Source organism: Ochrobactrum teleogrylli (assembly GCF_037482325.1).
Lineage (GTDB): Bacteria > Pseudomonadota > Alphaproteobacteria > Rhizobiales > Rhizobiaceae > Brucella > Brucella teleogrylli.
Genome location: NZ_JBBHKQ010000001.1, coordinates 284,937 through 297,462 on the forward strand (window position 1 = coordinate 284,937; position 12,526 = coordinate 297,462).

Consider the following 12,526-nt stretch of genomic DNA (forward strand, 5'->3'; position numbering starts at 1 on the left):
GCACCAAGCGCCATTGCTGCGGCGACAAAGCCTGCACCGAGAAAGGTGAGGGTGGTTCTGGTTTCGCTGGTCATCATATCTTTCCCCATCAAATCGGTCGCTTGAAGTTGTGAGGAATGTCGCGGGTGAATGAGCCCGGAATGTGATGCGATAATGGCTATTCCGGGCATTTTGCAGGCAATTTGCGGATAAGGTAAATGGCGGCTCTTAGGCCTGCGTCTGCTGCCAGTTGAACACCAGTTCCTCGCGGAAGGCAAAGCGGACGATGTGATTGACCACGACGTCCTGAAGCCGGTCGAGATTTTCGGCTGAGGTCTTCACGGTGGTGGTCAGTTTTTCCGCATCGGCGTCGAGAATCACCAGCCGGTCGTCGCCGAGATCGATCTGGCCGTGTTCGGGTGTGAATTCGACGGCAAACTTATGCGCCCAGTGTTTGCAGAGCTGCTGCAGATAACGGCTGGCATGGGCGGTGGGAACGATGGCTGTAGCTTGCGACATACGCAGTAATTTCCCTTTGAATTGCGAAATGGGTGCAGCTGCGCGTAGCAACATACTGGGAGAACGACCAGTATTAATTCCATCAATTTTTCGGGAAAAGAAAACCCAGCAAGTGGTACGCCCAAGGGGAATCGAACCCCTGTCTGCGCCGTGAAAGGGCGCTGTCCTAACCGCTAGACGATGGGCGCCTGCTGGTGTGGGGCGCTTATAGTCAGGATAATTCAGACATGCAAGCCCCTTTTTTCAGCATCTGTGAAATAAATTCAGATGGTGCAAAACGGCGCGCGAAGGACCGCTCTCGGAGCGCTAAAGCTTTGATATGTCGGGAAAAAGAAAAACCAGCAAGTGGTACGCCCAAGGGGAATCGAACCCCTGTCTGCGCCGTGAAAGGGCGCTGTCCTAACCGCTAGACGATGGGCGCCTGTTGCTGGTGTGAGTGGGCTTATATTCAGGTCGATGCTGACTCGCAACCCCCTAAAATCAGTTTTCTGAAAAAAGTCGCATAAGCACCTATTCCGTAGGACGCAGCCTGTGGATTTCCAGGCTATGGCTTTGAAATCGATGACAAAAAGAAAGGCTGGCTCCAATGGGGCCAGCCTGTTCATTCAAGAGAATTGGGGCGCAGAGGTTCAGATCAGCCCTTGCATTTCCAGTTCCAGTCGCGTTCCGGCCCGATATCCACATGGACGGATGACGTATGGCAATAGGTGCCGACGCCGCCGCGTCCCGGCATTGATCGCGCAAAGCGGGCCATTTCCCACTTGGAAACACCATCGATCTGAATATCGGCTGCGGCACAGATCATATGGAGCGATTTGCGTGCGCCGTTGACCTTGCGGTTATAGGACGGGCTGCGATAGCCAGACGTCACCATGACCGGGCGGCGGAAGTGCCGTTCCATGGTCTTCAGCATGGCGACGAGCTGTGGCTTGAGGCAGGCAACATCCACGGTCTGGCGCTGCACCTTCAGGCCGTTCGGCGCGAGCCGGGCGAGGCCGGGCGCCGAAGCAAGCGTGACATTGGGAGAATCATCATATTCGTTCGCATCAATGTCGGTGTCGTCATAGAGACTATTGCGATGCTTGATCTCGATGCCGCCATTCGCGCGCACACCTGGCAATGTATAATTATACTCATGCTTCACGGCAGGCGAGACAGGCTTTGCCATCGCCAGCTTCTTGTTCTCGGTACGGTCGGAACGTGAATTGGCCGATTCGTCGGAGAAAAGCCGCGAGATGCTGCCCTGCGATGCGGTCGGGCGCTGAGGTGTCGCATAGGCATTGGCATTCTTCGGTGTGCCGAAAAGCGAAGCGACCTGAACCGGCTTTTCCGGCTGGGCCGGTTTGGCGGCTTCCGGCTCGTTCGCCTTCGCGACTTCAACGGCAGGCGCTTCGGCCTCGGTTGCAGGCTTTGCTTCAGCGGTCTCAGCCTTGGGCTTCTCGGCGCTGGCCGTTGCGGCTGGCTGTTCGGTCGCTTCGGCTGGCTTCGATTCGCTGGAACCACTTCCGCCAAACAAGCCGAACAGCGAATTGCTCTTCTTTTCCGGTGCCGCCGCTGCCACTTGGGTTGGCTGCGCTTCGGTTGCCGCGTTTTCCGCAGTTGCGGTCGCGGCTGCATTTTTCGCATTCTCTTTGGCCGGGGAGGCGGCAGATGTAGCGCTAGGATTGGCCGCCGTTGCAGCGGCTGCGACCTGTTTGGCCTCGCCGGGCTTTTCTTCCGTCTTTGTCTCTGCGGTCTTTGCTTCTGCGCCAGCTTCGGCGGCGACAGTCTGGTCGGCAGCACTTTGCAGCGTCTCGGTCAGCATCGAGCCATTGGCCGTCATCTGCAGTGGCTTGCCGTCAGGACCGGTCCCCGTCGATGTACAGGACGACACCAGAAGCGCGAGCAAAGCCACGCTGCCTGAAAGTAGTCGGCCGGTTGTCCGGTGCGCAGAAGGTACAAATTTCAATAGTCCGCTCCAGCTCGATTTCCCTGACCAGTTTGGCGAACCGGACGTGTCCGAACCCACCTGGTTTCGGGAGATCGGCTCTCCCGTGTGGGTGGAACCAATCACAAAAGTGATTTCTCCCACAGTCCCCTGTCAAAGCCCAATAGAAGCTTAGGGAAACAAACTCCATTATATCAATGCGTTAAAGTGGCTTTCCCAGTTTCTCAGTGAGCCAATTTTAGCAGTGTGCAAATCACCTGATCTGCAATTGTTGCCAATTTTTAAGTTTTTTATGCCGTGAAGGCAACTATCGAAGTGCATTTTATACGACAGGCACTATGCATTATTCCGTGGGGTTAAGGATTAACCCGTTAGTAACGAAATATTACTTTGTGTAATCTTTTGAGGATCAGAGCGCTGCTCCTATCGAAATAAGCGGCTTCGGCAGGCCAAATGTCGGAATTGGGCCAATCGCTTGTTGACATAATGCATCGACTTGGTGCTATCCCTTCGGAAGTATATTCTGTCGCGACTTGTGCGGCAGCCTCAACGGCAGAACCGGGATCAGACATATGACCAAGAGCACGCGGCAGATCGCCCATCTCATGCTGGCATTAACCGCCGCAGCGATGCTCACTGCCTGTGCCGGTGGGAAGGAATTTCAGGGCGTTCCGCAGGAAGGCGCATTGCGCACCGGCGTCTATCCGACATTCGGTCGTATGCCGAAGGCTGCAACCGAGCAGATCACACCGGAAGAAAAGCAGCAGATGACTGCAAAACTCGATTCCGATCGCACGCGTCTTGCGGCATCGAGAACGTCTGGCGGCGGTTTTACCCCCGCACAGGCTGAGGCCATGCGCAAGCAAGCGCAGGCTGAATCGGAAGCTACCCTGAAGCAGATCGAATCCGGGGAAGAATAAGCCCTTCATCGGCACGGAAGGCCACGTTCGAAACGGCGCGGCAAGAAGTCTCGACCCGATTCGATAACAGGTGTATAGCTCCACCCACGGCGCAATAATGCGTCCTATCGTTAACTCTCCTTTTGGAACAGGATCATGTCGGAAGAATTCCATAAAGTCCGTCGCTTGCCCCCTTATGTCTTTGAACAGGTCAATCGCCTGAAGGCATCGGCGCGAGCGGGCGGGGCCGACATCATCGATCTTGGGATGGGAAATCCCGATCTGCCGACGCCGCAGAATATCGTCGACAAGCTGTGCGAGGCTGTTCAGGACCCGCGCGCGCATCGTTATTCCTCGTCGAAGGGCATTCCGGGGCTGCGCCGTGCGCAGGCGCAATATTATGCCCGCCGTTTCGGCGTGAAGCTCAACCCGGACACGCAGGTTGTCGCCACGCTTGGCTCCAAGGAAGGCTTCGCCAACATGGCGCAGGCCATCACGGCGCCGGGCGATGTGGTGCTTTGCCCGGACCCGACCTATCCGATCCATTCCTTCGGCTTCATCATGTCGGGCGGCGTGATCCGTTCAATTCAGGCCAAGCCGGATGACAACTTCATCCCGGCACTGGAGCGGGGCGTGAAGCACTCGATTCCAAAGCCGATTGCGCTGATCCTCAATTTCCCGTCCAATCCGACGGCTTATGTGGCAACGCTCGACTTCTATAAGGATGTCGTGGCCTTTGCGCGCAAGCATGACATCGTCATCCTGTCGGATCTGGCCTATTCGGAAATCTATTTTGACGGCAATCCGCCCCCGTCCGTACTCGAAGTGCCGGGCGCCATGGATGTTGCGGTCGAGTTCACCTCCATGTCGAAGACATTCTCGATGCCGGGCTGGCGCATGGGCTTTGCGGTCGGCAATGAACGCCTGATTGCTGCTCTGACGCGTGTGAAATCCTACCTCGATTACGGCGCATTCACGCCGATCCAGGTGGCGGCAACCGCTGCGCTTAACGGCGACGGTTCCGACATTGCCTATGTTCGCGATGTGTATAAGCAGCGCCGCGATGTGCTGGTTGAAAGCTTCAGCCGTGCAGGCTGGGATGTTCCGCCACCAGCAGCGACGATGTTCGCCTGGGTGCCGATCCCGGAACGCTTCCGCGCTCTTGGCTCGCTCGAATTCTCCAAGCTACTGGTGGAAATGGCCGATGTGGCCGTTGCTCCGGGCATTGGCTTTGGCGAGCACGGCGATGATTATGTGCGTATCGCTCTGGTCGAAAACGAACATCGCATTCGTCAGGCAGCGCGCAACATCAAGCGTTTCCTCGCCACCAAGGACGAAAACCTGCACAATGTGATCCCGCTGGAAGGCCGCCGCTAAGCGCCATTCCGGGTTCTTCCTTTCTGGCCGTGACAAGCGCGCGGCCAGAACTCCCACCTACCAAAAATCCACTACATCCACACAATCAGAGTCAGAAGGTCGATATAATGAGTGATGCATTGCGGATCGGCGTTGCGGGGCTTGGCACCGTTGGCGCTTCAGTGTTGCGTATCCTGCGTGACAAGTCCGAAATGCTCACCCGCCAATGCGGTAAGCCGGTGACTATTACCGCCGTCAGCGCCCGAGATCGCTCGCGTGACCGTGGCGTTGACCTGAACGGTATCGACTGGTTCGACGATCCAGTTGAACTGGCCAAGTCTGCCGATATCGACGTTTATGTCGAGCTTATCGGTGGTGATGATGGCCCGGCCAAGGCTTCTGTTGAAGCCGCTTTGCGCGCTGGTCGTCATGTCGTGACCGCCAACAAGGCGCTTCTGGCACGCCATGGCGTCGCTCTGGCGAAAATCGCCGAAGACAAGGGCGTTCTTCTCAACTTCGAAGCGGCGGTCGCCGGTGGCATTCCGGTCATCAAGGCGATGCGTGAGTCGCTGACCGGTAATACGGTTTCGCGCGTCTATGGCATCATGAACGGCACTTGCAACTACATCCTGACCCGGATGTGGGAAGAGGGCATTTCGTTCGAGGCCTGCCTGAAAGACGCGCAGCGTTTGGGCTATGCCGAAGCCGACCCGACTTTCGATATCGAAGGCAACGACACGGCGCACAAGCTTGCGCTGTTGACCAGCCTTGCCTTTGGTACGCAGATTGCTGCCGACGATATTTATCTTGAAGGCATCAGCAATATTTCGCTCGCCGATATTCGCGCCGCCGATGAACTGGGTTACCGCATCAAGCTTCTGGGGGTGGCGCAGAAGACCGATACCGGCATTGAGCAGCGCGTGCATCCGACCATGGTTCCAACCTCGTCGGTGATTGCGCAGGTGCATGGCGTGACCAATGCGGTTGCCATCGAGACCGATCTTCTGGGCGAGCTTCTTCTGTCTGGTCCGGGTGCGGGCGGCAATGCGACGGCGTCCGCAGTCATCGGCGATATCGCGGATATCGCCAAGAGCCGTCCGGGCTTCCAGCATGGTCCTGTTTTCGGCACGCCTGCCAAGGCCTTGCAGCCTTATAAGCGCGCCAAGATGCGCAAGCATGCGGGCGGTTATTTTATTCGTCTGACGGTTCTTGACCGCATCGGCGCCTTTGCCGGTATCGCCAAGCGCATGGCCGAAAACGACATTTCGCTTGAGTCGATCGTGCAGCGTCCGCCGATGGGCGACATGCAGCAGGAAGGCATCAAGACTGTCATCCTCGTCACGCATGAGACGACGGAAGCAGCCGTCAAGAAAGCGCTGGAAGCGATCCTCAAGGACGACCATCTGGTGGATAAGCCGCAGATGATACGTATCGAGCGCGCAGGCTAAATCGAGTGTCGCGCTGTGCGATCTGCCATGATTATTCGTGGCCGATTGCACCATGATGTTGCGCAGGCCAGTTCACGCCCGGCCATGACATGCAACGAAGCGTGTAGTCCTTAAATCGATTAAGCAATTGAGCGCACATAGTTTTTAGCTTTCGGGCTCTTGCAGGGCACCGGGGACTTTGACAAAAGGTTCGCATACTGTCGCTATAAACGCGGCACGGCGCCCCTTGTGGCGCATCAACGCAATTCGAATTCAGGACTTGTTCAAATGGCCAACACCGCAGAGCAGCACCCCCACGGACTGGATCGCATTCTCACACTGGAACTGGTCCGTGTAGCCGAACGCGCAGCAGTGGCAGCAGCGCGGCTGCGGGGGCGTGGTGACGAGATGGCTGCCGATCAGGCTGCTGTTGACGCCATGCGTCAGGAACTGAACCGTCTGCCGATTTCCGGCACTGTGGTGATCGGCGAAGGCGAGCGCGACGAAGCGCCAATGCTCTATATCGGTGAAGAAGTCGGCACCAAGCAGGGGCCGGATGTCGATATCGCGCTCGATCCGCTGGAAGGCACGACGATCTGCGCGAAGAACCTGCCGAACTCGCTGGCGGTCATCGCCATCGCCGAGAAGGGCAATCTGCTTTATGCGCCCGACGTCTACATGGAAAAGATCGCCGTTGGCCCGGGCTATCCGAAGGGCGTTGTCGATCTCGACGCCAGCGCAACGGAAAACATCAACTCCATCGCCAAGGCGAAGGGTGTAAAGCCGCATGAAATCACGGCTTGCATCATGGACCGCCCGCGCCACGCACGCCTGATCGAAGAAGTGCGCGCGACAGGCGCTGCAATCCGCCTGATTGGCGACGGCGACGTTGCAGGCGTGATGCACACGACCAATCCGGATGAAACCGGCATCGACATTTATATCGGCATCGGCGGCGCACCGGAAGGCGTGCTGGCTGCGGCAGCTCTGCGCTGCATCGGCGGCCAGATGCAGGGCCGTCTCCAGTTGAACACGGACGAGAAAGTCGCCCGTGCGCTGAAGATGGGCATCTCGGATCCCAAAAAGGTCTACACGATGGAAGAAATGGCCAAAGGCGACGTGCTCTTCGCCGCCACCGGCGTGACGGACGGCAACATGCTTTCTGGCGTGAAATTCGCCCGTGATTACATCCAAACGCATACTATCGTGATGCGCTCGAGCTCGCAGACCGTGCGCGAAATCAAGGCTCGCCATCAGGATCTGTCGAAGTTCTAGAGCATTTCCAGCAAAAGTGCGAAGCGGTTTTGCGTCGGATAATGCGATAAAATAAAGAACCCAATCGCGTCGAACATCACGACGAACCGGCAAATCCCGAAAAGCCCCGCGCTTTTCGGGATTTCTGTTTATGGAGCCTTGCGCAGATGCTTTGGCCAAAGATTTGTCATTTTGATCGCGACTGTGTTCAATCACCTTTGATGAAAAAATGGAGTGGGCATGACCGAAACGCCGAACAAGCTACGGATCGCGGTACTCTTTGGCGGGCGTTCCGCCGAGCATGAGGTGTCGGTTCTTTCCGCAACAAATGTCATGACTGCGTTGGATCCCGCGAAATATGAAGCCATTCCGATCTATGTCACCCATGAGGGGCAATGGCTTTTGGCGAGTTTTGCAGGCGGCAAGCTGGAACGGCCCGAACACGGTACTGAAGTGTCATTGCTGCCGGGCGGCAAGGGACGCGCTGTTGCGCTGCCCGAAAACGGTTTGCCTTATGAACTGGCGCGGATCGATATCGTCTTCCCGGTCTTACACGGGCTTCACGGCGAGGATGGCAGCGTGCAGGGGCTGACCGAAGTGGCGCGTGTGCCGATGGCGGGTTGCGGTATCTGTGGTTCAGCCAATGCGCTCGACAAGGATATTGCCAAGCGCCTGCTGTCCGAAGCGGGCATCCCGGTGGCGCGCCCCATGACGATTACGCGCGACACGGTTCCATCCTTCGATGTGCTGATCGAAGCACTCGGCCTGCCGATCTTCATCAAGCCCGCGCGCCAGGGGTCATCTGTCGGTGTCAGTAAGGTTCAGACAGAAGCCGATTATCAAAAGGCGCTGGCGGAAGGTTTCAGGCACGACGCCAAGCTTCTGGCGGAAGAGTTCATACAAGGCCGCGAAATCGAATGCGCAGTGCTGGAGGACGAGAATCACGGCCTGTTCGTGTCGCGAACGGGCGAGATAGTCCCGGCAGAAAGCCACGGTTTTTATAGCTATGATGCCAAATATATTGATGAAGACGGTGCGGCGCTGAAAGTCCCGGCAGAGTTGCCGGCGGATATCGAGACCGAACTTCAGGCGGTCGCGGCGCGGGCGTTTCGAGCGCTCGGTTGTGACAGCATGGCGCGTGTCGATTTCTTCGTGACGCCGGACATGCGGTATTTGATCAATGAGCTGAATACCATACCGGGCTTCACCAATATCAGCATGTATTCGAAAGTCATGGCGGTGAGTGGCGTCAGCTATCCCGAGGTCATTGACCGGCTCGTGGCGCACGGACTGGCCCGGGCAGCGCGCGACAATTAAGGTTGGGCACGGCTGATAAATTGCGGGCGGCATTGCAAAGATGCCGCCTTTTGTGTCTTTAAGAGTTTATGACGACAGAGCGCCTTTTCCTTGGAATAAAACAATCTGCAACCGGCCAGAAATGGGTGGATCGACTGGGCTTGCGCGAATCCAACACCGCGCTTGCCATTGCCCAGCATCACGGCATTTCCGATCTGGTGGCGCGGGTTCTGGCGGGGCGGGGCGTAACGGTGGAAGGCGCGCCGGAATTCGTTGATCCCACACTGCGCAATCTCATGCCCGACCCGGCCACGTTGACCGATATGGAGAGCGCGGCAGGCCGCATTGCCGATGCCATCGAGCGCCGCGAGACCGTTGCGATCTTCGGCGACTATGACGTGGATGGTGCCTGTTCATCGGCGCTGATGGCGCGTTTTCTGAAGCATTACGGCATCCAGCATTCGATCTATATTCCTGACCGGATTTTCGAGGGTTACGGCCCAAATCCCGATGCCATGCGCGAGTTGGTTTCCAAAGGCGCGAGCCTGATCGTCACCGTGGACTGCGGCACGAACAGCGCGCCCTCAATCAGTGCAGCCAAACAGGCTGGGGCGGATGTGGTCGTGCTCGATCACCATCAGGTGGGCGGCGATCTGCCGGAAGATGCGGTGGCCATCGTCAACCCGAACCGCGAAGACGATATTTCGCAACAGGGCCATCTTTGCGCTGCGGGCGTTGTGTTCCTGACGCTGGTACAGGTCACCAAGATATTGCGCGAGCGCGGCAAAGGTGCTGCACCTGATCTGTTGTCGCTGCTTGATCTCGTCGCGCTGGCAACGATCTGCGATGTGGTGCCGCTGCAAGGCGTCAATCGCGCCTTCGTCGTCAAAGGTTTGCTGGTTGCGCGAGCGCAGAGCAATGCCGGATTGGCGGCGCTTGCGCGGGTGTCCCGTATCGGCGAGCCGATCAATGTCTTCCATCTTGGCTATCTCATCGGTCCGCGCATCAATGCGGGCGGTCGCATTGGCGATGCCGGACTGGGCGCAAGGCTGTTGACGCTCGACGATCCATCGATGGCAGATCGCATCGCCATCGAACTCGACCGGCTCAATCAGGAACGTCAGGCGATGGAAGCGGAAATGCTTCTGGAAGCCGAAGCGGAAGCATCGCTTGAGATTTCCGGCGGTGCAGGCGCTTCGGTGATCGTGACGGCCAGTGAACGCTGGCACCCGGGCATCGTTGGCCTGCTGGCATCGCGATTGAAGGAAAAGGCACGGCGACCTGCCTTCGCTATCGCTTTCAATGCCAATGGCGTCGGCTCCGGTTCGGGGCGCTCGATCAGCGGTCTGGACCTTGGCAGACTGGTGCGCGGCGCGATGGAGCGCGGGCTGCTTGTCAAGGGCGGTGGCCACGCCATGGCGGCCGGCATCACCATTGAACGGGCCAAGCTTGGCGCGCTTCGTGCCTATCTGGAAGACGAATCCGCCCATATCGTTGCGCGTCTCCGTGAAAATCAGAGCCTTTCCATCGATGGCGCGCTTGCCGCTTCCGGCGCGACTGTTTCGCTTTATGAAGCCTTGCAGAAGGCCGGACCTTACGGTTCCGCCCATCCGCAGCCAACTTTGGCCCTACCGCATCATGTGCTGGCCGATGTGCGTGGTGTCGGTCGCGACCATGTGCGCGTCGTCTTACGCGGCGCCGATGGCAAGCGGGTCAATGCCATTGCGTTTCGTGTGGCGGAAGGCGATCTCGGGCGCTTTCTGTTCAACAATATCGGGCAGAGCGTTCATGTGGTCGGCAACCTGTCGCTCAACCATTGGAACGGTTCGGTCTCGCCGCAAATCCAGATTCTGGATGCGGCAAAGCCGCTTTGACCGCATTTGAAATTTCTCGATTTTTTTGAGTTCACGCCCTTGTGAAGAACGGGGGGCAATTCCCATATGTGCAATGATTTAAACATTCAGTCATGTCTCTAAATGGGAGTAAACAATGCCGGGTTTCGGAAACCGCCTGACAAAACTGACCGCCGCGATGGTTCTGGGCCTGATCGCCTCATTCGCCGCTGTCGATTTCGCCGAGGCTCGCCGTGCAGGCGGAGGCGGTTTTGGCAGCCGTGGGGCGCGTACCTATCAGGCGCCTGCGCCGACGCGCACCGCACCGAATAATGCAGCACCAATTGAACGTTCAATGACGCCGAATACCGGCGCAACGCAGACGACCCGTCCTGCCGCCGCTGGCGCGCAGAATGCGGCTCCGGCACGTGCGGGTGGCATGTTTGGCAATTTCGGTCGCTCCATGTTGGGCGGCCTGCTCGTTGGCGGTCTGATCGGTATGATGCTCGGTAACGGCCTCGGTGGTCTCGCTGGCATGTTCGGTCTTCTGTTGCAGGTGGGCGTGATTGCGCTGATCGCAATGTTCGTCATGCGCATGTTTGCCAATCGTCGTCAGGGCGCGACCGCAACGGCAGGCGCTGGCAATGCCAACGCTCAGCCTTTTGGTTCAGCGCAGCCTTTCGGCGCAGCCAAGAGCGCCGCGCCACAGCAGGCTGGCAACTTCGGCGGTCGCACGCCTTCGGTCAATCCATTCGGCGCGGGCGCCAAGCAGGCTGAAGAGCCGGTGGCTCAGGCTGTTGAAGATGAACCGATGGATGTCGGACAGGAAGAGCTTGATCGTTTCGAGCAGATGCTTTCGGAAATCCAGAGTGCCTATGGCCGCGAGGATTACGCAGCGCTCCGCAAGCTGACCACGCCGGAAGCCATGTCCTATCTGGCGGAAGAACTGGGTGAAATTGCTTCCAGCGGTATGCGCAACGAAGTGAAGGACGTGAAGCTGCTTCAGGGCGATGTTTCGGAAGCCTGGCGTGAAGGCAATGTCGAATATGCCACCGTGGCGATCCGCTACTCCGCAATCGACCTCATGCTTGACCGCAACACGGGCGCGGTTGTCGAAGGCAACCCGAACGAGCCGGTCGAAAGCACCGAAATCTGGACCTTCACCCGCGTTGACGGCGGAGATTGGCTGCTCGCAGCCATTCAGGGAACGGAATAAGCGTTCTAATCAAAAAAAAGCCCGGTCGCGAGACCGGGCTTTTTTCGTTTAAGCATTTCTCGCGAAACTGCGAAGCGGTTTTCGCGCAGGATAATGCGTGCAAGCAGAGTGTTTTACCAGCTGCCGACATTCTCGGCGGAAGCCCATGGCTCCTGCGGTGCGAGGCGCTCGCCCTTCTGGATCAGTTCGATGGATATGCCATCCGGCGACTTGATGAAAGCCATGTGGCCGTCGCGTGGTGGGCGGTTGATGGTGATTCCGGCATCCTGCAGCTTCTGACAGGTGGCGTAGATATCGTCCACTTCATAGGCGAGGTGGCCGAAATTGCGCCCGCCCGTATAGGCTTCCTGATCCCAGTTATAGGTCAGTTCGATGGTCGGTGCGCGCTCTGACTTGGCGCGTTCAGCATCGCCCGGAGCGGCAAGAAAGATCAGCGTGTAGCGCCCTTTTTCGTTTTCGATGCGACGGGTTTCTTCAAGGCCGAATTTATTCACGTAGAAATCGAGTGATTCGTCGATGTCGCGGATTCGAACCATCGTGTGCAAATAGCGCATTTTATTCTCCTGAAGCATTTCCAGCATGTGGCGAAGCGTTTGGGGCTCGCGAAGGGATATAGCAAATAGCGGGCGCTTTTCCACTTTCCTCTTTGGGTTTTGATTTCTGGTAAGGTGCAGTCACGCGCAATGTCGGCAAAAAACATCAATTGGGGAATTGCCCTCGAGCGTCGTTGCCATATGTCCCGAAATGAAGCCGGTTTCGAGGCTTTGCGGCAGGTGCGCTAACCATGGAAACACAAAGTCTGTGATGATCTCGGGGGAGAA

The 12,526-nt window shown here is 57.7% G+C and carries 10 protein-coding genes and 2 tRNA genes; 7 read left to right on the forward strand and 5 right to left on the reverse strand.

Features of this window, described 5'->3' with window-relative positions; genetic code table 11:
* Window positions 1-207: 207 nt before the first annotated feature.
* The 4 genes from WIX40_RS01385 to WIX40_RS01400 all read right to left on the reverse strand — a co-directional run bounded on the left by WIX40_RS01385 (window position 208) and on the right by WIX40_RS01400 (window position 2,446).
* The gene (locus WIX40_RS01385; RefSeq protein WP_109369258.1) at window positions 208-498 is read right to left on the reverse strand and encodes a DUF2218 domain-containing protein; all 291 of its coding nucleotides are present in this window, start codon (window positions 496-498) and stop codon (window positions 208-210) included.
* A 113-nt stretch (window positions 499-611) separates the two neighbouring features.
* Window positions 612-686, reverse strand: a tRNA-Glu gene (locus WIX40_RS01390).
* Window positions 687-844: 158 nt separating this feature from the next.
* Window positions 845-919 (reverse strand) — tRNA-Glu (locus tag WIX40_RS01395).
* 213 nt (window positions 920-1,132) lie between these two features.
* Window positions 1,133-2,446 (reverse strand): D-Ala-D-Ala carboxypeptidase family metallohydrolase, encoded by a 1,314-nt coding sequence (locus WIX40_RS01400; RefSeq protein ID WP_109369257.1) that lies wholly within the window; start codon window positions 2,444-2,446, stop codon window positions 1,133-1,135.
* Between the two features lie 551 nt (window positions 2,447-2,997).
* Between WIX40_RS01400 and WIX40_RS01405 the strand changes: the two genes are divergently transcribed.
* The 7 genes from WIX40_RS01405 to WIX40_RS01435 all read left to right on the forward strand — a co-directional run bounded on the left by WIX40_RS01405 (window position 2,998) and on the right by WIX40_RS01435 (window position 11,705).
* Complete coding sequence (locus WIX40_RS01405) at window positions 2,998-3,345, forward strand: hypothetical protein (protein WP_109369256.1); 348 nt, start codon at window positions 2,998-3,000, stop codon at window positions 3,343-3,345.
* Between the two features lie 135 nt (window positions 3,346-3,480).
* Window positions 3,481-4,701, forward strand: a complete 1,221-nt coding sequence (locus WIX40_RS01410) for an LL-diaminopimelate aminotransferase (protein ID WP_109369255.1) — start codon at window positions 3,481-3,483, stop codon at window positions 4,699-4,701.
* Between the two features lie 107 nt (window positions 4,702-4,808).
* On the forward strand, window positions 4,809-6,128 hold the full coding sequence (locus WIX40_RS01415) for a homoserine dehydrogenase (protein WP_109369254.1): 1,320 nt from the start codon (window positions 4,809-4,811) through the stop codon (window positions 6,126-6,128).
* A gap of 267 nt (window positions 6,129-6,395) precedes the next feature.
* The gene (gene glpX, locus WIX40_RS01420; protein WP_109369253.1) at window positions 6,396-7,382 is read left to right on the forward strand and encodes a class II fructose-bisphosphatase; all 987 of its coding nucleotides are present in this window, start codon (window positions 6,396-6,398) and stop codon (window positions 7,380-7,382) included.
* A gap of 219 nt (window positions 7,383-7,601) precedes the next feature.
* The gene (locus WIX40_RS01425) at window positions 7,602-8,678 is read left to right on the forward strand and encodes a D-alanine--D-alanine ligase family protein (RefSeq protein ID WP_339438096.1); all 1,077 of its coding nucleotides are present in this window, start codon (window positions 7,602-7,604) and stop codon (window positions 8,676-8,678) included.
* 68 nt (window positions 8,679-8,746) lie between these two features.
* Window positions 8,747-10,531 carry a single-stranded-DNA-specific exonuclease RecJ gene (gene recJ, locus WIX40_RS01430; RefSeq protein ID WP_121536329.1) on the forward strand — a complete coding sequence of 595 codons (1,785 nt, stop codon included), beginning with the start codon at window positions 8,747-8,749 and terminating at the stop codon, window positions 10,529-10,531.
* A gap of 115 nt (window positions 10,532-10,646) precedes the next feature.
* Window positions 10,647-11,705: a Tim44 domain-containing protein gene (locus WIX40_RS01435; RefSeq protein ID WP_109369250.1), complete on the forward strand. Its 1,059-nt coding sequence runs from the start codon at window positions 10,647-10,649 to the stop codon at window positions 11,703-11,705.
* A gap of 113 nt (window positions 11,706-11,818) precedes the next feature.
* Here WIX40_RS01435 and gloA read toward each other — a convergent pair whose 3' ends face one another.
* Window positions 11,819-12,259: a lactoylglutathione lyase gene (gloA, locus tag WIX40_RS01440; RefSeq protein WP_109369249.1), complete on the reverse strand. Its 441-nt coding sequence runs from the start codon at window positions 12,257-12,259 to the stop codon at window positions 11,819-11,821.
* Between the last annotated feature and the right edge of the window lie 267 nt (window positions 12,260-12,526).